16 protein-coding genes are annotated in these 23,312 nt (G+C 45.4%); 8 read left to right on the top strand and 8 right to left on the bottom strand.

The window, feature by feature from the left end:
* Positions 1 to 15: 15 nt before the first annotated feature.
* From AB4Z08_RS27835 to AB4Z08_RS27815, 5 genes are all read left to right on the top strand, one after another.
* On the top strand, positions 16 to 1,386 hold the full coding sequence (locus AB4Z08_RS27835; RefSeq protein WP_441577061.1) for a HAMP domain-containing sensor histidine kinase: 1,371 nt from the start codon (positions 16 to 18) through the stop codon (positions 1,384 to 1,386).
* 79 nt (positions 1,387 to 1,465) lie between these two features.
* Positions 1,466 to 2,743: a TolC family protein gene (locus tag AB4Z08_RS27830; protein WP_441577060.1), complete on the top strand. Its 1,278-nt coding sequence runs from the start codon at positions 1,466 to 1,468 to the stop codon at positions 2,741 to 2,743.
* A gap of 4 nt (positions 2,744 to 2,747) precedes the next feature.
* Positions 2,748 to 3,839, top strand: coding sequence for an efflux RND transporter periplasmic adaptor subunit (locus AB4Z08_RS27825; protein WP_441577059.1), 1,092 nt, complete (start codon positions 2,748 to 2,750; stop codon positions 3,837 to 3,839).
* Positions 3,840 to 3,846: 7 nt separating this feature from the next.
* Positions 3,847 to 5,160 (top strand): carbohydrate porin, encoded by a 1,314-nt coding sequence (locus AB4Z08_RS27820; protein ID WP_441577058.1) that lies wholly within the window; start codon positions 3,847 to 3,849, stop codon positions 5,158 to 5,160.
* 12 nt (positions 5,161 to 5,172) lie between these two features.
* Positions 5,173 to 8,271 (top strand): efflux RND transporter permease subunit, encoded by a 3,099-nt coding sequence (locus AB4Z08_RS27815; protein WP_441577057.1) that lies wholly within the window; start codon positions 5,173 to 5,175, stop codon positions 8,269 to 8,271.
* A 231-nt stretch (positions 8,272 to 8,502) separates the two neighbouring features.
* Here AB4Z08_RS27815 and trhO read toward each other — a convergent pair whose 3' ends face one another.
* Positions 8,503 to 9,522, bottom strand: a complete 1,020-nt coding sequence (gene trhO, locus AB4Z08_RS27810; protein ID WP_441577056.1) for an oxygen-dependent tRNA uridine(34) hydroxylase TrhO — start codon at positions 9,520 to 9,522, stop codon at positions 8,503 to 8,505.
* Positions 9,523 to 9,635: 113 nt separating this feature from the next.
* Complete coding sequence (locus AB4Z08_RS27805) at positions 9,636 to 9,842, bottom strand: hypothetical protein (protein ID WP_441577055.1); 207 nt, start codon at positions 9,840 to 9,842, stop codon at positions 9,636 to 9,638.
* A gap of 259 nt (positions 9,843 to 10,101) precedes the next feature.
* On the opposite strand from AB4Z08_RS27805, the gene AB4Z08_RS27800 reads away from it, so the two are divergent.
* Positions 10,102 to 10,227 (top strand): hypothetical protein, encoded by a 126-nt coding sequence (locus AB4Z08_RS27800; RefSeq protein ID WP_291923810.1) that lies wholly within the window; start codon positions 10,102 to 10,104, stop codon positions 10,225 to 10,227.
* 82 nt (positions 10,228 to 10,309) lie between these two features.
* Here the strand turns inward: AB4Z08_RS27800 and AB4Z08_RS27795 are convergent, their stop codons facing one another.
* The 4 genes from AB4Z08_RS27795 to AB4Z08_RS27780 all read right to left on the bottom strand — a co-directional run bounded on the left by AB4Z08_RS27795 (position 10,310) and on the right by AB4Z08_RS27780 (position 15,130).
* A complete protein-coding gene (locus AB4Z08_RS27795; RefSeq protein WP_441577054.1) occupies positions 10,310 to 12,835 on the bottom strand; it encodes a DUF5686 and carboxypeptidase regulatory-like domain-containing protein in 2,526 nt (841 codons plus the stop codon).
* An 81-nt stretch (positions 12,836 to 12,916) separates the two neighbouring features.
* The gene (locus AB4Z08_RS27790) at positions 12,917 to 13,282 is read right to left on the bottom strand and encodes a hypothetical protein (RefSeq protein ID WP_441577053.1); all 366 of its coding nucleotides are present in this window, start codon (positions 13,280 to 13,282) and stop codon (positions 12,917 to 12,919) included.
* Positions 13,283 to 13,501: 219 nt separating this feature from the next.
* Positions 13,502 to 14,689: an O-succinylhomoserine sulfhydrylase gene (locus AB4Z08_RS27785; protein ID WP_441577052.1), complete on the bottom strand. Its 1,188-nt coding sequence runs from the start codon at positions 14,687 to 14,689 to the stop codon at positions 13,502 to 13,504.
* Between the two features lie 21 nt (positions 14,690 to 14,710).
* A complete protein-coding gene (locus AB4Z08_RS27780) occupies positions 14,711 to 15,130 on the bottom strand; it encodes an OsmC family protein (protein ID WP_441577051.1) in 420 nt (139 codons plus the stop codon).
* 131 nt (positions 15,131 to 15,261) lie between these two features.
* Between AB4Z08_RS27780 and metX the strand changes: the two genes are divergently transcribed.
* On the top strand, positions 15,262 to 16,299 hold the full coding sequence (gene metX / locus AB4Z08_RS27775; RefSeq protein WP_441577050.1) for a homoserine O-acetyltransferase MetX: 1,038 nt from the start codon (positions 15,262 to 15,264) through the stop codon (positions 16,297 to 16,299).
* 157 nt (positions 16,300 to 16,456) lie between these two features.
* Positions 16,457 to 19,339 carry a TonB-dependent receptor gene (locus AB4Z08_RS27770; protein WP_441577049.1) on the top strand — a complete coding sequence of 961 codons (2,883 nt, stop codon included), beginning with the start codon at positions 16,457 to 16,459 and terminating at the stop codon, positions 19,337 to 19,339.
* Positions 19,340 to 19,561: 222 nt separating this feature from the next.
* On the opposite strand, the gene AB4Z08_RS27765 is transcribed toward AB4Z08_RS27770, so the two are convergent.
* Entirely contained in the window at positions 19,562 to 21,178 is a 1,617-nt protein-coding gene (locus AB4Z08_RS27765; RefSeq protein ID WP_441577048.1) for a reverse transcriptase family protein, read from the bottom strand.
* Positions 21,179 to 21,654: 476 nt separating this feature from the next.
* Complete coding sequence (locus tag AB4Z08_RS27760) at positions 21,655 to 23,307, bottom strand: SWIM zinc finger family protein (protein ID WP_441577047.1); 1,653 nt, start codon at positions 23,305 to 23,307, stop codon at positions 21,655 to 21,657.
* Positions 23,308 to 23,312 lie beyond the last annotated feature (5 nt).

Here is a 23,312-nt window from a genome sequence, read left to right as displayed (position 1 = left end):
CCTTCCCTTTTCTGATTGAAGATCAAGTACAAAATAGCGCTCTATTATACCATCTCGGCTACGTTGATGCTTATTGCATTTGCGGTGCTGGCCTATTATTTTTCGGCTAAATCACGAAAGGCGGAATACCTGGAGCGACTGGAATACCGCGCCCGCTCCATTGCCAATGTAATTATTGAAGATGGCAATGTAAAGGTTGATCTGCTGCGTAAACTGGATCGTACCACCTTCCAGGATCTTTATAAAGAAACGATCCTGGTATATAATCCTAATTATGACCTGCTGTATAGCAACCTGAAAGATACAACCATCCGCACGTATCCCAGTTTGCTTAACTACATTAAAGAAAATAAGCTATACAGTTACGAYAAAGGAAGCGGCGAAGTAGTGGGTGTATATTATACAGAAGGAGATGTTTCTGTGATTGTAATTGTTTCTTCCTTTGATAAATATGGCTTCCAGAACCTGCAAAACCTCAGCCAGATCCTGCTACTGGAGCTGCTCACTGCTGTCATTGTACTGGTTGGTGTGGGTTATTTCTTTGCGCGAAAAATGGTACAACCTATCGACCAGCTGGTGCAGCAGGTAGATAGTATCAATGCCAATAATATGCAGGATACACAGGTGGCCGTAAAAGGTAAAGATGAAATAGCCAAGCTGGGCGCCAACTTCAACACGATGCTGCAGCGTCTTAGTGAGTCTTTCCATCTCCAGAAAAGCTTTGTGAGCAATGCCTCTCATGAGCTGCGTACCCCATTGGCTGCTATTATCAGCCAGTTACAGGTAGCCTTGTCGAAAGACAGATCCCGGGAAGAATACCTTGCCTTGCTGACTTCTGTGCTGGAAGACGCCGAGAATCTCTCTGATCTGTCCAATGGCCTGCTACAACTGGCCCAGTCAGAAATGCGGCAGCAGGAGTTCGTATTGAGCAATGTGCGTATTGATGAATTGCTGATGGAGATGACTACCCTCATCCGGCTCAAACAAAAAGCGGCCAGTAAAGTGGAGATCCATTTTGTGAAAGTGCCCGATAATGATTCCCTGGTGACCTGCTATGGAAATGAGAACCTGCTGAAGGTGCTTTTCCTGAATCTGATTGATAATGCGTGCAAATTTTCAGGGAATAATACCGCGTTGGTGTCTATCGATTTTTTTACACAGTACATTACAGTGCAGATAAAAGATACGGGAATCGGTATTCCTGCTGACGAAATCAATAAAATATTTGAGCCCTTTTACCGTGGACACAACGCGCTTCAAATCCGCGGCCATGGCCTTGGTTTGTCGATCTGCAAGAAGATCGTGCAAATTCACAACGGGCATATCACCGTTACTTCTACGCAGGCAGAAGGCACTACTTTTACCGTGATGCTCCCCCATTTATAATTCTTTAAGCCTTTTTTAATCTTCCTTAAAGGCCCCTTTAATTCGCCTTTGTGAGCTTTGTGTCATGAAATTTGGCATTATGCGAACTATAAGGATGCTGTTCCTGACAGCGTGTGTTTCCTGCCTGGGCTTTATTCAACCTTCACAGGCACAAACGTCTCCTCAGACCGTTACCCTACAATCTGTAGAGGACTCCTTCCTGGTAAAAAACTACTCATTGCTGGCACAACGTTACCAGATAGATGCTTCCAAAGCATTGGTACGACAGGCTAAAATGTGGAGCAATCCTTCTTTCAGTACCGTACTTGGTTTTGGTAGTACCGATAAATTTAAACCGTTTAATGTTGGCGCCGGCGGTGAAACCCAATACAACCTGGACCAGTTAATACAACTCGCCGGTAAAAGAAATAAAAGCATACAACTGGCTGCTGCCGCAGCGAAAATGAGTGAGGCAAACTTTGATGAATTGCTACGCACCCTTCGTTTACAGCTCCGGGAGAACTTTTACAATATGTACTACCAGCAACAAACCGAAACGGTGTTAAAAGAGCAGCTGGAAAATCTGCAGAAAATTGTGGATGCCTATGTCACTGCCGATAAAAAAGGTGTAGTGGCACATGCAGACCTGGTAAGGCTACAGGCACTGCAGGTGGGCATTGAGAATGACTTTGCCGACCTGAAACAACAGGAATTGGAATCTCAGAAAAACCTGCAACAATTGTTACATACCAGGGATTTTTATGAGGCCAGGCTGCAACCTGCAGATCTGGCTTCATACAACCTGGACAAAATACAACTCCCCCAGCTGCTCGACAGTGTATCATTAAACAGGCCTGATGTCAGGATAGCAGATATGCAATACCAGACCGCCCAGCTGAACTATCGCCTCCAAAAATCGCTGGCGGTACCAGATCTCCACGTAGGTGCTACCTATGATAAGCAAGGCAGCTATACACCAAATTTCGTGGGTCTTACCCTGGGTATTGACCTTCCCACATGGAACCGCAACCAGGGGAATATCCGTGCAGCACAATTACAGATTGGCAGCGAACAACAACAACTGCTGCAACAACAATCTATCGCACAAACAGAAGTACTGAATGCCTATCAGCGTATCATAGCGCTGGAAAAGCGTTACAAAGGATTTGACCTGCATCAGTTCCAGGGTGAGTTTGATACCCTCATCGAGGAAGTGGCTAAAAACTTCAGCAAAGGCAATATCTCCCTGCTGCAGTTTATTGATTATTTCAACAGCTACAGCGACAACGCAAAAAATATTAACAAGTTTTTATCCAACCGGGTAAATGCCTACGAAGAACTCAACTATGCAACAGGACAAGAACTATTTAAAAATTAAGTGCATGAAACAGCCTATCATCATTATTGGCTTTTCGCTGCTGGCCACCATTTTATGGAGTGGCTGCAAACACAGCCAGGCAGAGGATTCAGAGAAGACCACTTTTGTGCTCAGCGATACCATGCTGAAAAATATACGCATCGATACCGCGCATATACAACCGGTACTGAATGAGCTTCGTCTTTCCGGAAAAGTAACGCCGAACGGTGGTAAGGTATTAAAAGTATATCCACTGGTAAGTGGTTATGTAGAAGATATTAAAGTACAGCTGGGCGATTATGTACAGAAAGGTCAGGTACTGGCCGTGATACACAGTGCGGAAATTGCTGACTATGAAAAGCAACTGGCGCAGGCAAAATCTGATCATAATGTGGCAGACAAAAACCTGAAAGTAGCGCAGGACCTGTACGACAGCCGGTTGAGTACCGAAAAGGATGTGGTGAATGCCAAAGGTGAAGTACAAAAATCAGATGCAGAAATCAACCGGCTCAATGACCTGTTCAAAATTTACAAAAAAGGTAAAGGCGCTACCTACCTGGTAACAGCGCCTATCTCCGGCTATATCATTGAAAAAAATATCAACAACAATATGGAGATCCGTTCGGATAACAGCGCCAATATTTTCACCATTTCTGAACTGGATGATGTATGGGTAATGGCCAATGTTTTTGAAACGGATATTGCCCGCATTAAAGAAGGTTACCAGGCAGACGTAGTCACCGTCAGCTACCCTGATGAGCCCTTCCATGGCAAGATTGATAAGATCTATAACTTCCTGGATCCGGCTACCAAAACCATGCAGGTAAGAATCAGCATAGATAATAAAAACATGCTGCTAAAGCCGGAAATGTTTGCAACGGTATATGTAAAATACCAGGATAACGACCAGAAAATAGCGGTTCCTTCTGCGGCCATCATCTTCGATAACAGTAAAAATTATGTGCTGGTATTTAAAGACAAATTCAACATTGCGGTGCGTCAGGTAGAAGTAGCTAAAACTTCCGGAGATATTACTTACCTCTCATCCGGCCTCAGTGCGGAAGAGAAAGTAATCTCCAAAAATCAATTGCTCATTTACGATGCACTTAAAGACTAACCCGGTAATGAAGCAATTATTTTCCATAGGTATACTGGCATTGAGCAGTACCCGCTTACTGGCGCAGGACAAGAAGACGGATAGCATTATCCCCTACTCTTTCCATTTCCAGCAAACGTTGGTAACGCAATGGCATCCGGACTTCCAGGCGAAGTATTCCGGGCCTAACAGCTTTCTTACCCATGAAAAAGGTGCTACCTCTATTACCAGTACCATTTACGCAGGTATTCGTCCGCTGAAAAATCTTGAATTATATATCAACCCGGAACTCGCCGGTGGTGAAGGTCTCAGCCATGCCACCGGCATTGCGGGTTTTCCTAACGGAGAAACTTTCCGCGTGGGTAATCCCAAACCAACTATATACCTGGCACGTGCATACGGCGTTTATACGTTACCGTTAACATCCCATGTAGAGGAAGATGAGGATGATATCAACAATGTAGCCGGCACCACGCCTACACATTACCTGCGCTTCATAGGCGGTAAATACTGTCTGGCCGACTTCTTCGATCAGAACGTATACAGTCATGATCCCCGCACCCAGTTCATGAACTGGTCACTGATGAGTAATGCCGCGTGGGATTATCCGGCCGATGTACGTGGCTATACCATGGCGCTGACCGTACAATACCGCAGGGATAACTGGCAGGTACAGGCAGCCACTTCGCTGGAACCTACCACTGCCAACGGTCCTACCCTTAATTATCACTACGGAAAATCCAATGGAGAAGTAGTGGAAGTAACGCACACGCATACACTGAATAAACATGAAGGGAATGTGCGTGTAATGGCTTTCATTAACCAGGCTCCTATGGGTAATTATAATGAGGCGGTGAAAGCGGCGGTAGATACACCGGACATTACCGGTGTCAGAAAAGACGGTCGTACCAAATATGGTTTCGCTATTAATATAGACCAGGAGATCACGAAAGATGGCGGTGCTTTTCTGAAAGCATCCTGGAATGACGGTCATAATGAAACCTGGGCCTACACGGAAATAGATCGTTCCATTAGTGCCGGATGGTTGCAAAACGGGCAGTGCTGGCACCGTGCACAGGACAACGCAGGCATAGCGCTGGTGGTAAATGGGTTATCCAAAGATCACCGCAACTACCTCGCTGCCGGCGGCTCCGGCTTTATGGTTGGCGACGGTCAGTTGAACTATACACCCGAAATGATTGCTGAAGTTTTCTATCAATGTAACATTACCAGGCTACATATTGCCCTGAGCCCCGATTACCAGTTTGTGCTGCATCCTGCTTACAACAGCGACCGCGGACCGGTTAATATCGTGGGAATCAGGACCAGAGTGGCATTCTAAAGAACAGGAGTTATGAATAAATTCATTAGAAATATTGTAGCTTTTTCGCTGAGGAATAAACTGTTTGTATTCATCAGCGTGGCTACGCTGATTGCTGCAGGCGTATTTTCCTTTTTGCATACGCCTATTGAAGCATTTCCGGATGTAACCAATACACAGATCGTGATTGTTACCAAATGGAACGGTCGCAGTGCACAGGAAGTAGAACGTTTTGTAACACTGCCCATAGAAGTAGCAATGAACGCGGTGCAAAAGAAAACCAGTGTACGCTCTGTTACCATGTTTGGTTTGTCTGTGGTAAAAATAATGTTTGATGATGACGTGGAAGACTTCTTTGCACGACAGCAGGTGAACAATATGTTGGGCGGCCTGGGGCTTCCTGAAGGTGCCGAACCCGAGGTGCAGCCTCCTTACGGTCCTACAGGCGAAATTTTCCGTTACTACCTGAAAAGCAGTAAGCGGGATTCGCGCGACCTGCTGACCTGGCAAAACTGGGTGATAGACCGGCAGATCCGTAGCGTACCGGGTGTAGCAGATGTGGTAGCTTTTGGTGGGCAGGAGAAGATCTATGAAATTTCTGCCGATCCCGTAAGACTCGCCAAATACGACATCACACCGCTGGAATTATACCAGGCCGTTACCAAAAGTAACGTGAACGTAGGTGGTGATGTGATTGAAAAAAATGGACAGGCATATGTAGTCCGCGGTATTGGTTTGCTGAACAGCATCCCCGATATCAATAACATCATTGTACAAAATATCAATGGCGTGCCCCTGCTGGTAAAAGATCTGGCCAACGTGCACGAAGCCTCTGCCCCACGTGTAGGACAGGTAGGTATTGATAAGAATGATGACCTGGTAGAAGGTATTGTGGTGATGCGGAAAGGTGAAAATCCTTCAGAAGTACTGATCAAACTGAAAGAGAAACTGAAGGAACTCAATGAAACCATTTTACCGGATGATATTAAAATGGAGACATTCTACGATCGGGATAACCTGATGGAGTTCTGTACCCATACGGTGATGCACAACCTCGCGGAAGGTATCATCTTCGTTACCGTGATCGTATTCCTGTTCATGGCCGACTGGCGTACTACAGTGATTGTATCTATCATTATCCCGCTGGCGCTGTTATTTGCTTTCATGTGTTTACGCTTGAAAGGCATGAGTGCCAACCTGTTATCGATGGGGGCGATTGACTTCGGTATCATCATAGACGGGGCCGTAGTGATGGTAGAAGGGATCTTCGTGATGCTTGATCATAAGGCGCAAAAGTATGGCATGGCGCGCTTTAATAAGATGGCCAAGCTGGGATGGATCAAGCAAACCGGTGGAGAACTGGCGAAGGCCATCTTCTTCTCCAAACTCATTATTATCATCTCCCTCATTCCTATTTTCTCTTTCCAGAAAGTAGAAGGTAAAATGTTCTCTCCGCTGGCCTGGACATTGGGCTTTGCATTACTGGGCGCACTCCTGTTCACCTTAACACTGGTGCCGGTGCTGTGTTCTATTTTGCTCAACAGAAATGTAAAAGAGAAGCATAATGTGCTGGTTATTTTCTTCGACCGCATTGTGATGAAAGGCTTTGGCTGGACTTACCGGAACAAACGTTTAAGTATTACCCTGGCGTTGGCTTTCATGGTACTGACTTTTATTTCTGCCAAATTCCTGGGAACAGAGTTCCTGCCCCAGCTGAATGAAGGCTCTCTGTGGGTGACTACAGAGCTGCCCATGAGCATGTCGATGACAGAAAGCACTAAAATGGCACATGCTATCCGGGAAGACCTTGGTGGATTCCCTGAAGTAAAAAGAGTGTTGTCGCAGGTTGGTAGATCTAATGATGGTACCGATCCTAACGGCTTCTACTTTGTGCAGTACCAGGTTGATCTGGCGCCAAAAGAGGAATGGAAACGCAAAATTACGCAGGACGAACTCATCTCACAGATGGAGCAGCGCCTGAAAAAGTATCCCGGTATTATCCTGAACTTCTCCCAGCCTATCAGTGATAACGTATCTGAAGCCGTAGCAGGTTTCAAGGCCGCCAATGGTGTGAAGATATTTGGTGACGACCTGGTAAAGCTGGAAGCCTTATCCCAGCAGGTAGTAGCACAGTTGAAAACCGTGCAGGGGATTAAAGATCTTGGCGTAATCCGGAATATCGGTCAGCCGGAAATGAGTATCAACCTGGACGATAACAAGATGGCGCAATATGGTGTGGCCACCGGCGATGCACAGGCGGTGATTGAAATGGCGATTGGTGGTAAAACAGCCACCCAGCTGTATGAAGGCGAGAAGAAATTTGATATCAGGATCCGTTACGATGAAAACTACCGGAAAACGGAAGACGACCTAGCCAACCTCATGGTACCTACTATCAACAACAATAAAATACCGCTGAAGGAGATTGCTGATATTAAAACCATCACAGGTCCTGCATTCATTTACCGCGACAGCAACAAGCGTTTTATTGGGGTGAAATTCTCCGTGCGTGACCGTGACCTGGGTAGCACCATTGCAGAAGCACAGGCCAGAATCAATAAAGCAGTGAAACTGCCAAAGGGCTACAGCATAGGCTGGACGGGTGAATTCGAAAACCAGGTACGTGCCACCCAACGTTTGGGACAGGTAGTACCGATCAGTATCATCGCCATTTTTATGGTATTATTTATAATGCTGGGCAGCGTAAAAGATGCTGGTCTCGTATTAATGAATGTGCCATTTGCGCTGATTGGTGGTATCCTGGCGCTGCATGTTACCAATATGAACTTTGGTATCTCTGCGGGTGTGGGCTTTATTGCGCTCTTTGGTATCTGTATACAGAATGGGGTGATCCTCATCTCCGTATTCCATAAAAACCTGGAGGCGCGGCTTTCGCTGAATGAATCGATCAGGCTTGGGGTGCAGAGTCGTATCCGGCCGGTAGTGATGACCGCCCTGATGGCTGCTATTGGTCTGATACCTGCCGCGATTTCACATGGTATTGGTTCCGAAACACAAAAGCCGCTGGCGATCGTAGTAATTGGTGGATTGATTACCGCAACTGTACTCACATTGCTGGTATTCCCCATCATTTTCTACGGAGCATATAAAGGCAAGAAAGATATACTGTAGAAGAGCTTTTAGCCATTAGCTGTTAGCTGTTAGTAAATGCAGCGAAGACTATGTTATGTTCATCTTTGCTGCATTTACTAACAGCTAAAAGGTAATAGCTAACCACTTTAGTTCGCATATAGGTTGATAGAATGGTCATAAAAAAGGAAAGGCCAGATCACTCCGGCCGATTCAATTTTATGGTCAACTACTCCGCCCTGCCGAGAAGATACAACGCGGGGCGGATTTTTTTTATTCCTGCATTCGTCTGCGTCTTGATTTATTAAACATCAATCCTTTCTCTACACCTTTACGCATTTCCGCCTGTTGTTCTGCCGGCAGTGCATGTACCGTCTGACAGGATTCACTACAACAGCCATCATACTTTTTCGCGCAGGCTTCGCATTGAATAAACAGAAGATGGCAACCATCATTTAAACAGTTGGTATGTGTATCGCAAGGTTCACCGCATTGATGGCAATGGCTGATAATATCATCGCTGATACGCTCTCCCAGCCTGTCGTCGAATACAAAGTTTTTGCCTTTGAATTTAACCGGTAACCCTTGTTCTTTTGCCTTGTTGGTGTATTCAATGATACCACCTTCCAGGTGAAATACATTTTTAAACCCATTGTGCAACATGTAGGCAGATGCCTTTTCACAGCGGATACCACCGGTGCAGTACATAATGATGTTCTTTTCTTTCTGATCTGCCAGCATATCTACTGCCATAGGCAGCTGATCGCGGAAGGTATCTGATGGTACTTCTATGGCGCCTTCAAAATGTCCCACCTCATACTCATAATGATTCCGCATATCCACGATCACAGTGTCCGGATCGGCTGTAAGCTCATTGAACGTTTTAGCATCCACATACCGGCCACGGTTGGCCATATCGAACGAGGGGTCTTCGATGCCATCTGCTACAATTTTATCCCGGACTTTGATTTTAAGGACAAAAAAGGATTTACCGTCATCATCTACCGCGATATTGAGCCGGATGCCGTTGAGGAAATCGATAGCATACAACTGTTGCTTAAATGCCTCAAAATGATGCGCCGGGACACTCACCTGGGCATTAATTCCTTCATGTGCTACATAGATGCGTCCAAATGTATCCAGCTGAAAGAGAGATGCGTACAATTGATCGCGGAATAATTGCGGGTCGGGGATTTTTGCGTACTGGTAGAAAGAAACAGTCACGCGTTTAAATGTTTCCATTGCCAGCCGTTGTTTCAACTCGGCGGCGGATACTCTGTTGTGTAATGCCATAATTCACCTGAATTTTAAGGACACTTGCTCTAGTGAACAAAATTCAATCAAGCCCTCTTTAATTATAAAAGAGCAGCTGATCAGGGCGCAAAGGTAGCAAAAATCCAGGAATATCAGTAGTGGTAAGGGTCTGCCTCTTTACTCCAGTTATAAAGGACTTGTAGAGAAAACCAGGCTATAGCACTGATAATGAAGATGTAACCTACAAAACCGGGGGTTCTCAGTTCCACTGCTCCCGGCAGGTCGTTCATTTCCGTAATGTAAGCAGCTGCGGCGAGGATAATTCCTGCCAACAGCGCGTAGAGGGCTATTTTTCTCATAGCTGATAATTCAAAAGATGACGATACATTTGGCACGTACGTGTGAGTAAAATGTGCACTGCGCTTGTCCAAATATGATTATCTTACTAACGTAAACGGTCAACCAAAAGTTCATTTAGCACCAAAAAAATATTTTTGATTTTATAACTATTTGATAATTATTGTATATAACTTTGCTTTTAAGTTACAACCCCGATTGGCACCCTTTTTGAAAATTGATATAGAGAAGCAATATTGTTTAACCCGAAAATGTTATTTTATGAGTATTTACATTACTTACTTTATTTATGCAGTAGTTGGTATCTGGATTTACAGATTACTCGCTTATTTCTTTGATGAGAAGAAGGAGTTGAAAAGTAGCAGAAAGAAATCAGTGAAATTCTAACCAGGTCAGTGTGTGTTGAGATACGGGGATTTTGTTACCTGGCAAGCTATTACAGGTGGTAACGAAATCCCCGGCATCATTGTCAGTCGACTTTAAACTTAACGACGTTACCCAGAATCCCTCCAAATCCTACCCGAACACCTATACGGGTATCTTCTTTACTCTGATAACCGGCTACCACATCGACCCTGATCATCTTCATAATATTTTCAATACCACCGAATACTTCCACATAGTTATTATCTCCATTTACATAAAAAGCATTGGCACCCGCTACCAGGTTCCATTTAAGCTTGTTAAACAACGGAATTTTATTGGTGAGTAATCCATTGAAATGATGCTCCACATTGGCGGTCGTGTAAAAAGCGGCAGTGGTACTATACTGATAGTACGGCGCCAGCTGAAAGCTATTCAGGTACTTGATGTTGTAAAAAGTCTGGTTGCCGTTAAAATGCTGGTAATCGGGTATCTGCACATTACGGTCGTTCAGGAAACCACCCACGCCGATATGATAGCGGAATTCACCAAGAAGTTTAAAGTTCATATTATCCTGCACGGAAAAATTCCATTTATCAAAATCAACGATGCTGTTGGCAATGTCCGGAATTCCTTTACTATATTCAATTCTAAAGGTCGGATACCTGGAGCCAAAAGGGACTTTCCGATCCGGGAGCTCCATAAACCGTTGCCCCGGCTGAAACGTAAAGCTCATATCTACCACTAAGGCCTGGTGCTTTTCAAAAGGTACATTTGCCAGTTCATAGGGGTGATTGGGCGTAAATGCTTTCTTATCATTTTTGAAGAACACAAAGTCGGTGGTATTCTCCACCGGCATCCTGCTTTCATAAYTCAGACCAACAGCTAACCGGTCATTTGTCTGAAATGTACGGCTGTACTTCAGATTTGCGAACCAGTTTTCGTAGAGCTTCATATAGTTCTCTTTCAGGAACAGGGTATAAAACTCATTGGTGATATTGTCAATTGGATTATCCTTATTAAACTGGGAAATACGCTTCCCTCCTGCCAGCGTCCAGGTATTTTGTCCAAAGCGTTTGCGGATCCGGCTGTTGTTTATAAAATCAATTTCCGTATAGGCGTTCAGGTGAGTGTTGCTCAAACCGTATCTCAAATAAGGAGCGATGCGTAAACTGGTTTCTTCTCCGGTATTAATGATCAGCTCAGGTTCTACAGCGAGTGCAAGACCTTCTACGGTATTATATTTCAGCGATTTCGCCAGTCCCCTTACGTTGAGTGCATGAAACTGAATACTACTGTCGCGGCGAAAATAATACTTATGCTTTACCCCATTCCACAATATGCTCATGGGTTTGACACGCTTTTGTTGCTGTTTCAATGAGTCCAGGTGATAGCGGGAAAAAGAGGAATCCCGGGCGGCCTGGGCGGTGCTGTCCTTTACGTGGTAATCTTTTACCTCATCTGGTTCCAGTGGTACCGGGCGGATGCTGTCCCAATAGGCATGTTTTTGTTTATCAAAAGCAGTATCATATTTCATGAACACATTGTCAAAAAACTTCGGCGGAAAATTGGGATGCACATTATAATCCGAATATACATTTACAAATGTGCCACCCATCCGGAAACCAAATTTATTGAAAGCAATGCGCAGCACCTGGTCCTTTACCCGCCACACGTTTGCCGTTACGGGTACATGCGTTTGACGTATCACGAGTGTATCTATCAGTTCCAGCTGGTACTCACTTGTAAGAATTAAGTCCGTACTGTGAATGCGCCAGTCTCCATCCGTAATAAAAATATATCCTGAAAACAAAGGTTCCTGTTTGCGACGTGGTATTACCTTTATTTTGTTAATCGTTTTACCATCTTCGATAAACTCCCCTTCGAGCTGGTACTTGTAGTAGGCGAGCGCATTTTCGGCAATGGGAGAAATATATCCGCGAGGCCCCATCTGACTACTGACAGCGGCTACGTTATTATTATAGAAACTAATAATCGCAGGAAAGCTCAAACCCATACCGCCGCCACTTTGGCGGGAAGAGAGGACTTCCAGTTTTATTTTATCGGGCTGCCGGGCGGATATTTTAGTGACTGATTCAGAGAGAAATACCATGCCTTTGCCGGTACTGTCTACCCCCATGTCTTCCTTATCTATCTTCTGTCCCAAAATCCTTCCGGGAACATTCATCATCCCGATGGTGCCTTTGATGTAGGACATACAGGTATATTCTTTTACCTGTTGCTGATAGACATGTCGTTTTTTAATGGCTTGCCGTATAATGGCGTAGGCAGGATCTTCTCCATTCGCTTTCACTACTACTTCTTTGATCTGCATATTAAGCGGTTGCAGCCGGAAGTCAAGCGATTGCGTAGGGGCGTTAACGTTAATGGGGAGTTCTGTCCGTTTATATCCGATGTATTGACAAACGACGGTGTACTGTCCTGCTGGCAGATCCAGCTGATACTGTCCGGCAGCATTCGTGGTGGTGCCGATGGTGGTTCCCTTAATAAATACAGTAGCAAAAGGAAGTGGCTGATCTTTTCCGTCCATTACGCGGCCTTTGATCACATTCGCCTGACAATAACCGGAAATAATAAAAATACAAAACAGGGCAGACAGGTATTTCATCATAGTCCCAAATGTAACTGCGAACGGCTTACCAGCCTATCTGGTAAACTGTTTTATCAGAATTTTAACAGCCATGATAAGTAATCAGGCAGGTTTGTTTGCAGGCTTTTTGGTCGCTCTCAGGAACGCAGCTGTAGTTGCACCAAACCCTGCTACCAGCGCTCCCAGGAAGGCGCTTACTACTCCCATAAGGGGTGCACTGCGTACCTTCAGAATCATTTCACTCATCCGGTTCGCCAGGATATGATCGTTCCTTACATCTGTATAAAATGCCAGGATCATCCACAACACAAATATGCTGAGGAAGGCACTGAAAAAAGATTTGGCGGGAGATAAGGGCATCAGCAGGGTGACAAGAAAAGCCACGAGGGCTACACTCCACCAGGGTAATACCATACCGGCTACGTAAGCCGCGATGAGGATGAAGAGAAAATGTACAAAGGATTTCATTATTCTAATATAAGTAGAAAAGTTCAAAAAATGCGGGGGCTAATCGCAATAAGGGAATCGTTTTTTAAACTTTGAAAGATGGTGGATGAAAACACCATTTTATTGATTTACAGAAAAAGACTGATTCACTACAGTACCTGTCTTATAACAACAGCTGACTAAAGTAAGCTCCATGGAAGAGAGCATCCTTTACTTTTAGTCAGCTGTGTGCAATGATTTTTATTTACTTTTCTCCAGCGCCTGTTCTATATCTTCCAGAATATCTTTAATATTTTCCAGACCTACAGAAATCCGTATCAGACCGGGTGTAATCCCTGCGATAGCTCTTTCTTCCTCGCTGAGTTTTGCATGGGTGGTGCTGGCCGGATGAGAGGCAATGCTGCGGCTGTCTCCCAGGTTAGCGGTGAGTGACAACAGTTGCAGCGAATCCAGGAATTTCACGCCCTGTTGCAGGCCTCCTTTCAATTCGAAGCAAACGATACCACCGCCCCCGCTCATTTGCTTTTTAGCAATGGCGTATTGAGGATGGCTGGGCAGGAAAGGATATTTTACGGACAACAGGTGTGGATTGCTTTCCAGTGCCTGCGCCAGTTTGAGCGCACTTTCCGTATGACGTTCCATTCTTACATACAGCGTTTCCAGGCTTTTGCTCAGCACCCATGCATTAAACGGGGACATCGCCGGACCAGTACTTCTGCAGAAAGTATGGATCTCTTTTATCAGTTCTTTTTTACCTACTACCACGCCTCCGAGTACACGTCCCTGTCCGTCTATCCATTTGGTAGCGGAATGCGTAACCAGGTGCGCACCGGCAGCGATGGGCCTTTGTAACACGGGGGTAGCAAAGCAGTTATCTACGTTCAGAATGATATTATGCTTATTGGCAATACCTGCCAGCAGTTCCAGGTCTATGATTTCCAGTCCGGGATTGGAGGGTGTTTCCACGAAGATCATCCGGGTATTAGGTTTGATCATCGCTTCAATGCCGGCAGGATCAGTCATGTCGAAATAGGAAGTTTCAATTCCCCATTTAGGCAGGAACTTCGTGATAACGGTATGGGTAGATCCGAAGATAGAGCGGGCAGACAGCAGGTGGTCGCCTGCTTTGAGCAGGGCCATGAAGCTGGCGAAAATAGCGCTCATCCCGGAAGCAGTAGCATAACCAGCTTCTCCTCCTTCAAGGGCACACATCTTCTGTACAAACTCGTCTACGTTCGGATTGCTGAAACGACTGTAGATATTAAAGTCGGTTTCATCCGCGAAGGTAGCGCGCATTTCTTCTGCATTATCAAAGCAAAAACTGGAAGTCAGGAACATCGGTGAAGCGTGTTCCATCTGATCAGTTCTGGGTATTTGAATTCTTACAGCATTGGTATCCGGTTGGTATTGATTTCTGTCTTTGCTCATGGATATGGTAATTACAGCAGTTTATGCGTTCAATTTCACTTCCCAGGTCAGTTTTGTTTTACCCTGACGCAGGGTTTCCGCCACAGAACAGTATTTGTTCATAGACAATTCTACTGCACGAGCAGCTTTATCGGCATCGATATTACCTTTGAGGTGGAAAATAAGATGGGCTGATTCCCAGAGAGAAGGTTCTTTGCCTTGTTCTCTTTCCGCTTCAATTTCAATGCGGAAATCAATTACCTCCTGGCGTTGTTTCTTCAGGATCATCATCACATCAATGGCCGAACAACCGCCCAGGCCCATGATGACCATCTGCATAGGTCTTACCCCGTTATTCTTACCGCCATTCTCCAGAGATGAGTCCATCAGTACTTTATGGCCGCCTTCATCTACCGCCTCCATATTAAATCCGTCGTCTACTCTTTGTAATGCTATCTTCATGATTATTGTGTTTCTTCAACAAAGATAAATAAATCAATTACCATTACGAATTACAAATTACGGCCATCCGTCACCAGCAATCTGTAATTCGTAATTCCTAATTCGTAATTTTTAATACCAATATTGTAGTTTTGCGCAAATTCAAAGAAGCATTGTCGGCAAAGGTATTTCACAGTAAAGCAGCATTCCGGTTAGAGTCCGGTCAGGTATTACCAGGATTACACATCGCGTACCATACCTATGGTACTATGAATGAGGATGGCAGTAATGTGGTATGGGTATGTCATGCCTTAACGGCAAACAGCGATGTAGCTGACTGGTGGACAGGTTTAATAGGACCAGACAAAGCGATAGATCCGGCGAGGCATTTTATCGTATGTGCGAATATTATAGGCTCCTGTTATGGCAGCAGCGGCCCGCATACCATCAATCCTGAAACCGGGAAGCCCTGGTATAAGAGCTTTCCCGCCATCACCATCCGGGATATGGTACAGGCACATGTATTATTAAGACAACACCTGCAGATTCCACGTATCCATTTGCTGATTGGTGGCTCCATGGGCGGATATCAGGCCCTCGAATGGGCACTCATTGAACCAGGAGTTACTGACCGCCTGTTTCTGTTGTGCACCGGGGCTGCCGAAAGCGCCTGGGGCATTGCTATTCATACCGCGCAACGGCTGGCCATTGAAGCCGATGACACCTGGCAAAACGATTGTCATAGTGCCGGGGCTAAAGGTCTTAAAGCAGCAAGGGCCATTGGAATGCTTACCTATCGTAACTACCATACCTTTGTACGGGCACAATCTGATGAGGACAAGGAAAAGACAGATCATTTCCGGGCTTCTTCCTATATCAACTACCAGGGCGATAAACTGGTAAAACGGTTTAATGCGCAAACTTACTGGCTGCTCACCAAAGCTATGGACAGCCATAATATAGCGCGTGGACGCCATGAAAATATTACCGCTACCCTTTCCCATATTCAACAACCAACGCTCCTGATAGGCATCAGCAGTGATATTTTGTGCCCACCGGAGGAACAACAGTTTATGGCAGCCTACCTGCCAAATGCAACTTATCATGAAATCGATTCTTCGTATGGCCATGATGGCTTCCTCATAGAATTTGAAAAAATCGGCGGCATCCTGCAGGAATGGATGAAGTAAACAGTAATTGTATTTCAGCGATATACGTTTAATAAAAATGCAGCGGAAAACTCCGCTGCATTTTTATTTTAATCCCTTTTTACCAATCCATTAAAACCAATTTTTTTTCGGTATATTTAAATTGACCAAATCTAAACCCATTAAAACTCCACTGAGTATGAAAAGCATTTTTATCAAAGCCTTATGGGGCTCCCTGTTGCTTTTATTATCCCTTACCCAGGTAATTTCAGCGCAAACACCTACGACTATTAATGGGGTGGTACATCAAAAAGGTGGCAACGCGCTACCCGGTGCTACAGTAAGTATTAAAGGTGCTACGTCCGGCACTATTACCGGTAGCGGAGGAACCTTTACCCTTAAAACTACCCATTCCTTTCCGCTGACCCTCGTATTTTCCTATGTGGGCTATAAAACGGAAGAAAGAGAAATCAGTTCTGCCGCAGAGAAAGTGGAAGTAGAACTCAGCACCACAGAAACCCTCGGCCAGGAAGTAGTGGTAGCTGCCAGCCGTGTGCAGGAAAGTATTCTGCAATCACCAGTATCCATTGAGAAACTGGATGCACGTGCTTTGAAAGCCTCTCCCGCTCCTTCCTTTTATGATGCTATCGGCAACCTGAAAGGCGTAGAAATGAGTACGCAGAGTTTAACATTCAAATCTGTGAACACCCGCGGGTTTAACAGCAATGGTAATACACGTGTACTACAGCTGAATGATGGTATGGACAACCAGGCCCCCGGTCTTAACTTCGCCGTAGGTAATATGGTGGGTATTCCTGAACTGGACCTGGACAACGTAGAACTCATACCCGGCGCTGCATCTGCCCTCTATGGACCCAATGCGCTCAATGGTATTGTGCTGATGACCAGTAAAAATCCCTTTCAATACCAGGGCGTAAGTGCACAGGTAAAAACCGGCTTCCTGAATGATAACGGCAGAACCGATGCCACCACCGGTTTTTATGACGTATCTGTACGCTATGCACATGCTTTTAATAACAAAGTGGCGTTTAAATTAAATATCGGTTATCTGCAGGCGAAGGACTGGCAGGCATATGATCACCGTGATCAGAGTCTCGCTAACGGACATACGCTGCAGGACGGTACCCGCGCCAATAATGAAGGATACAATGGGGTAAATATTTATGGAGATGAAAATACCGTAAATATGTATAACACCCTGGCAGCGCAGGCAGCCACTCCCGGATCCCCCCTCGCCACACAGCTGGCGCAGGTTTCAGGCATGTTAGGTGGTACAGTAACACCTCAACAAATCCTGAACGCTGCCATTCCGGGTGCAGGTAGCAGTAGTATTACCCGTACCGGCTACAATGAAGCCGATGTGGTGGACTATACTACCAAAAACCTGAAACTGAATGGTGCCCTTCACTATAAGATCACGGAAAACCTGGAAGCCCTCATACAAGGTAGTTATGGTGCCGGTACCACCGTGTACACCGGAGCCGATCGCTACTCCCTGAAGAATTTCAATATGGGCCAGTATAAAGTGGAGCTGAAAAGTCCGGACTTCTATGTAAGATTATACACTACCCAGGAAAGATCCGGTGACAGCTATGCCGGCGGTACACTGGCTTCCGGTATCAATGAAGCCTGGAAGAGCAGCCAGCAATGGTATGGCGAATATTTCGGCACATACGCTACCAACTCCATCACCAACTTTGCACAGGCCTATGGTGCCGCTTTACAGGGTGGAGCTACCCCCACAGCTGCACTGGCAGCAGCCCAGGCTGCTGTAAATGGTAAACGGGATACCTACAACGCGACCGCCAGAGGCATTGCAGACAAAGGCCGTCTACTTCCAGGCACGCCAGAATTTGATGCCGCTGCAGATAAAGTAAAAAACAAGGCGATCCCAGGAGATGCCAGTGGTGTAGGTGCTAAATTCACTGATAAAACCAATCTTTATCAGGCTGAGTTCATGTACAACTTCCACAACCTTGTACACTTCGCCGAAATCCTGGTTGGTGGTAACTATCGCCGCTACGCACTGAATTCTGAAAAGACATTATTTGCGCTGGATGATAACGGCAAAGAGTTCCGCATCAACGAATATGGTGGATATGTACAGATCATGAAAAAACTGATCAACGACCACCTCAAACTAACAGGTTCCGTACGTTACGATAAGAACATGAACTTTAAAGGTCAGTTCAGTCCGCGTGTATCAGCAGTGTATACTTTCCTCGAAACACAAAACATTCGTGTTTCCTATCAGACAGGTTTCCGCATTCCACATAACCAGGATCAATACATAGACCTGGTAACACCACAGGCACATCTGATCGGTGGCTTGCCTTTCCTGCGGGAACGTTATGGTCTCGACAAAGGTCCGGTGTATTCCTTACAATCTGTGCAGGCTGGTGCTCCTAAACAATACACTTTTAATGAGTTTTTACCGGAAAAAATACAGGCATACGAAATCGGATACAAGGCACTGGTGGCAAAGAAACTGCTGATCGATGCTTATGTCTATAAAAATGATTTCAAAAACATGAATGGGGTCCAGGTACTCATTCAACCTACCAGTGCTACTACCAGGAACGTATTCTCTGTTCCGGTAAGTGCGCAGGAAACAGTGCATTCATGGGGATGGGCGCTTGGCCTGGATTACAGTCTGCCACTCAATTTCACCTTCGGAGGTAACGTATCCTATAATGAACTGACTAACGCCAAAGACCTCGGTTCTTTCCTCGCTATGTATAACACTCCTAAAGTGCGCTACAGTCTGAATTTCGGCAATCGTAACATCGCCAATTCAAATTTTGCTTTCAACGTTCTATGGAAATGGCAACAGTCATTCATATGGCAGTCTTCTTTTGTAGGCCCTGCAGTAAATGTGGCTGCGCTGAGCGAGATACCTGCATTTGGTACGCTTGACGCGATGGTCAGCAAATTTTTCCCTAAGGCAAAAACAACCGTGAAACTGGGTGCAGTGAATTTATTGAATAAGAAATATATTCAATCATGGGGTAACCCAACCATTGGTTCACAGTACTATATTTCACTGGGGTATAACCTGTAATTATTCAACCGGTGTTGTCCATAGCGACACCACCGGTAACTATACAATGAGCTGTTATTACTAAATGAGCATGCGTCAGCCGTTGTAACTGATACTACACTATCGGGTGCTGTCGTCGGCACATCGCCTGAAAAATATTAAAGGCCTTGCGTGGCTGTCTTCCTGTTAAATAATTTTCAGGAAGACAAATACGCAAGGCCTTTTCTATGTCAGGTACGTGCTTTACAGAACGTCCCACCAGGGTTTGTCCGAAGCGGTAGGCTTATCGCCTGCCGGATTTCCGGGGGCGGCCTGAGGTGTTTGACCAGCAGTTCCGTCTATGCTATGCGAAGTGGCGGATGCTGATGTTATTGTATCAGTATTTACCGGAGCGCCGGTTATTGCAGATACACCATTTTCCTTTGGTGGCAACTGCTCACCGGTCCAGATGCTACGGGCTTCTGCTTTAATATCTTCCCTTTGCAACAAGGCTGCCAGCGTGGCTTTCAGCTTTGCTCCCAGGTCCGGCTTCACCATATAAACAAAGTTGGCGTAGCCTTCCATGCTGCTGATAATATTTTTTCCTTTCCCCCAGCTTTTACCGGATAAGCCGGTGTGTCCTACCTGGTGTAACAGTGCGCGGAACTTGCGTAAGGTAGTACGGTCCAGGCTTAGCTTTTCATTCACTACGATACCTGTTACTTCCCGTTTATCTCCGCGGCGCATCACTTTTAGCTTGTCAGGATGAAGGGTAAATCCTTCTTCCTTTACAAACATTTTTACGGCGCGTAATAATTGTCCTGCTTTATCAGCGGCAGCTCCTTTGGCGGAGAAAGTCATGTCATCCGCATATCGCGTATAGGCGTAACCGTATTTTGCCGCCAGTCCTGCAAAACGCCGGTCCAATTTATAACAAATCAGGTTAGTGATGGCCGGACTGGTAGGTGCACCCTGTGGAAGATGCCGCGCTGTTTTAGCCACATAATATTTGCGGCCGTCCAACAGTACTTCATCTACTTCCGGTTCTGTGCATATCAGTCCCAGGATGGTGGCCACCTGTTCTGCATAGCCCAGCTTGCAGAATAAGCCTTTCACTCTTTTATATTCGATAGAAGGAAAGAAATCTTTCAGATCCACATTGATAACGATATCCTGTCCGATGTGCGGGGCAGCATTGGTAACGATAGACTTACCCGGCACAAAGCCATGAGCAGATTCGTTGGTTTTTATTTTATAGAGAATATTCTCCAGTATCCAGTGTTGAGCTGCTTTCAGCTGTGGCATAGGGGCAGAAATCACGCGGGTACCACCTGATTTTTTAGGGATCTGGAAACGCTGATAATGGGTATGGTGACCTACTTTACGATTGAAAGACAGGTAACGCAGTTTACCTATGGTAATGCCCATGGCGTTGGCTAATGCCACTGCATCGGACCATACCGGCAAACCAAATTTCTCCAGTTGTGTGGTATCAGGAATTACTTTATTTAACCCTGCGGATACTTCTTCCCCAAGATAAACGATGTGCAGATTTTTTTCCGTCGCCCATTCTGCCGCGCGTTTTACCCTTGCTTCTTCCCGGCGTTTTTTGGTTTCTACCCTTTTTAATTTCGCTTTGGCCATGCGTTCTTTACGCATGTCTTCCAGCAACAACCTTCTGTTGCGGTATTTTTGCTTTTCGGCCAGGAGTTCATTCAGCTGCCGGTGTAATTCTCCTTCCTTGCGGATGAGCGCTACTGCCGGAGCAGGTTGTCCAACACTTCTGGGCCAGAATCCCAGGCGCGTCATTTCTTCCAGTATATATTCCTCTTTAGAGGATGCACGTATTTGATCGTACAGCTGTTGACGGGTTAAAGACATGATAAATATTTTGGTATTTATTCATTTTCTTATTCGGTTATTTTATGATGACTCAACGCAATGCTGATGACATATAATAACCAAATAGCTAAAAAAAAACAATAAAATGCTGAGATGATGCGGGTGAAATCTGATCGGCTGTGCAGCCTTGCTGAGTGGGAAAGAAACAAAATTCTGTAAAGAGGAAATCGCCTTCGTGCGAACCATTGACTAAATCAATCAACTCCAGGGAGGGGCCTACCATACGTATATTTCAGCCCCTGGGGCTTCTACCGGAAATATGCGTATGGTAGGCCCCTCCCAAAGTAAAGATTGCATTTAGTGAAGCATGTATAGTCAAAATACCTGAATGACGAAACATCATTCGTCCCTTTTCGGGCGCAAGTGCAATCAATTCCTCTTTACAAAGATCTTTGTTATTAACGAGTCAGCAAGGTAGAAAATAATTTCGGAAAATAAAATATCTCCCCCGAAAATTATTTTACCGCTTTACTTTCCGAATGCGCTATACGCAGTGCCAGCATGTGTTCGCAGGGCCCTTTGTATAATTTATTCGAAGCATAAAAATTACAATCACAATGCCCTTCACTTAATCTTTCATCAGCATCAATGGTTATAACGGGATGGTATACACGATGTGGTGCCTGTACATTTCCTTTCAGTTGTAAACCAACACCAGGAATGTCTGTCGCGGCAACCGTTACCTTTCCTTCTTTTATAAACCTGTTGGCATCTGCTTCCTGCGGATTGGAAAAACGCAGTTCATCCAGCGGCAATGGTTCCCGGCTGAGTTCCCGCAAACGGTAAAAGCCGGTATGCAGATCAAAGATGACTTTACCTGCCTGCGTGTAAATCCCCAATGCGCCCAATACGGTTGCTTTATCTAATCCTGTAGCCGCAACAATCGTTTCCGGTTTTGCCATCCATCTTGTCTTCAGGTCCGCAAACACTTTCAGTTTGGCGGTATCATCTACTGCTGCTCTGGGCGCCATGAGGTCAAACTGACCGGCACGTGACCAGTCGTTGGCTGTCCATCCGCTGAGGCCCAGTGTAAACTGCATATCGCCCAGGTCTGCTACATAAAAAGATGGTAATCCGTTCCCGGTAAGATGCACTGTGAATTTGCGGGCAATCGGAATCAGTCTTTCCAGGATCAGCATTCTCCTTCTCCCCCATATCCTGATTTCTCTGCGCTGTGGACCGGTGTATAACGATCTCGCACATACGATTTCATGATTCCATGGTTCAAATACAGCACGTACCGGCTTGCCGGGTTCCAGTATAAAACGAATGGAACGGGGTCCTTTTTTCTCTTTAAACCTGCGCAGCCAGGAGCAGAAATTGTATACATCCATTGGATGCAGGTCAAAGCTGGCAGCGGGTAATGTCATCGCTGAACTTACCTGCAGAAATCCTCTTACCCAGCTATCCGGCAAATCTATCTTTACTTCATGGTACAGCTCTTCCTGGGAAGTTTGTACCTGGAAGCCTCCCGGATCGATTTTGAAATCTGTTTCCTTATAGTCCCTGATCTTCTGGAACTCATTATATAAAGCAGCAGAGTAATCAATATTGGTAGTGCCGCATTCAAATTCGTTCACTTCCTTGAATACGTTGTAGCTGGCGCTCAGTTTGCCATAAGTAGATTCATCCTGACTGAAACATTCAAAGAACAGCTCATCCGGATGCACACTAATAACGGGATCCAGTACAAACCAGGCATCGCGGTCTTTCTGATATAAAAAGTCGAAATATTGTTTACGTGCTTTGTAAAACGGCCCCATGACCTTATCCTTTTCCTGTGCAATACCCTGCAGTTCTCCTCTCAGCGCGTCTATGCGCTGGTCGGCTGCTTTTGCATCGTACTGGTTCATGAACTCTGCCAGCCAGATTGATTCCTGCTGGGCAGCCCATTCTTTGTAGGCGGTTTTGTCTTTGGGTTTAAAGCGCAGATCAGACACCACTACATCGTGCAGGGCAGATATGGCTTCACGGAAAGCTATTTTTTTATGCAGCTTGCCCACAAAGAAAGTCGGGTCACGGCGGGTATCCGGTGCAAATGAAATGCCTGCAGAAGTGGCATTGCTGTACACCTGGGAGTTGCCGCTATATCTGTAGTTAAATAACATAAAAT

Source organism: Chitinophaga sp. RAB17, assembly GCF_052114225.1.
Classification (GTDB): Bacteria; Bacteroidota; Bacteroidia; order Chitinophagales; family Chitinophagaceae; genus Chitinophaga.
Note: the sequence above shows the minus strand (reverse complement) of the source record. Positions and strands in the feature narration are given on the sequence as shown.

Excerpts from the sequence above, each read along its gene's own strand:
- trhO (WP_441577056.1), bottom strand. The coding sequence starts at position 9,522 with ATGGCATTACACAACAGAGTATCCGCCGCCGAGTTGAAACAACGGCTG.
- AB4Z08_RS27800 (WP_291923810.1), top strand. The coding sequence starts at position 10,102 with ATGAGTATTTACATTACTTACTTTATTTATGCAGTAGTTGGTATCTGG.
- AB4Z08_RS27785 (WP_441577052.1), bottom strand. The coding sequence starts at position 14,689 with ATGAGCAAAGACAGAAATCAATACCAACCGGATACCAATGCTGTAAGA.
- AB4Z08_RS27790 (WP_441577053.1), bottom strand. The coding sequence starts at position 13,282 with ATGAAATCCTTTGTACATTTTCTCTTCATCCTCATCGCGGCTTACGTA.
- AB4Z08_RS27830 (WP_441577060.1), top strand. The coding sequence starts at position 1,466 with ATGCGAACTATAAGGATGCTGTTCCTGACAGCGTGTGTTTCCTGCCTG.
- AB4Z08_RS27770 (WP_441577049.1), top strand. The coding sequence starts at position 16,457 with ATGAAAAGCATTTTTATCAAAGCCTTATGGGGCTCCCTGTTGCTTTTA.
- AB4Z08_RS27780 (WP_441577051.1), bottom strand. The coding sequence starts at position 15,130 with ATGAAGATAGCATTACAAAGAGTAGACGACGGATTTAATATGGAGGCG.
- AB4Z08_RS27765 (WP_441577048.1), bottom strand. The coding sequence starts at position 21,178 with ATGTCTTTAACCCGTCAACAGCTGTACGATCAAATACGTGCATCCTCT.
- AB4Z08_RS27820 (WP_441577058.1), top strand. The coding sequence starts at position 3,847 with ATGAAGCAATTATTTTCCATAGGTATACTGGCATTGAGCAGTACCCGC.
- AB4Z08_RS27825 (WP_441577059.1), top strand. The coding sequence starts at position 2,748 with ATGAAACAGCCTATCATCATTATTGGCTTTTCGCTGCTGGCCACCATT.
- AB4Z08_RS27805 (WP_441577055.1), bottom strand. The coding sequence starts at position 9,842 with ATGAGAAAAATAGCCCTCTACGCGCTGTTGGCAGGAATTATCCTCGCC.
- AB4Z08_RS27760 (WP_441577047.1), bottom strand. The coding sequence starts at position 23,307 with ATGTTATTTAACTACAGATATAGCGGCAACTCCCAGGTGTACAGCAAT.
- AB4Z08_RS27815 (WP_441577057.1), top strand. The coding sequence starts at position 5,173 with ATGAATAAATTCATTAGAAATATTGTAGCTTTTTCGCTGAGGAATAAA.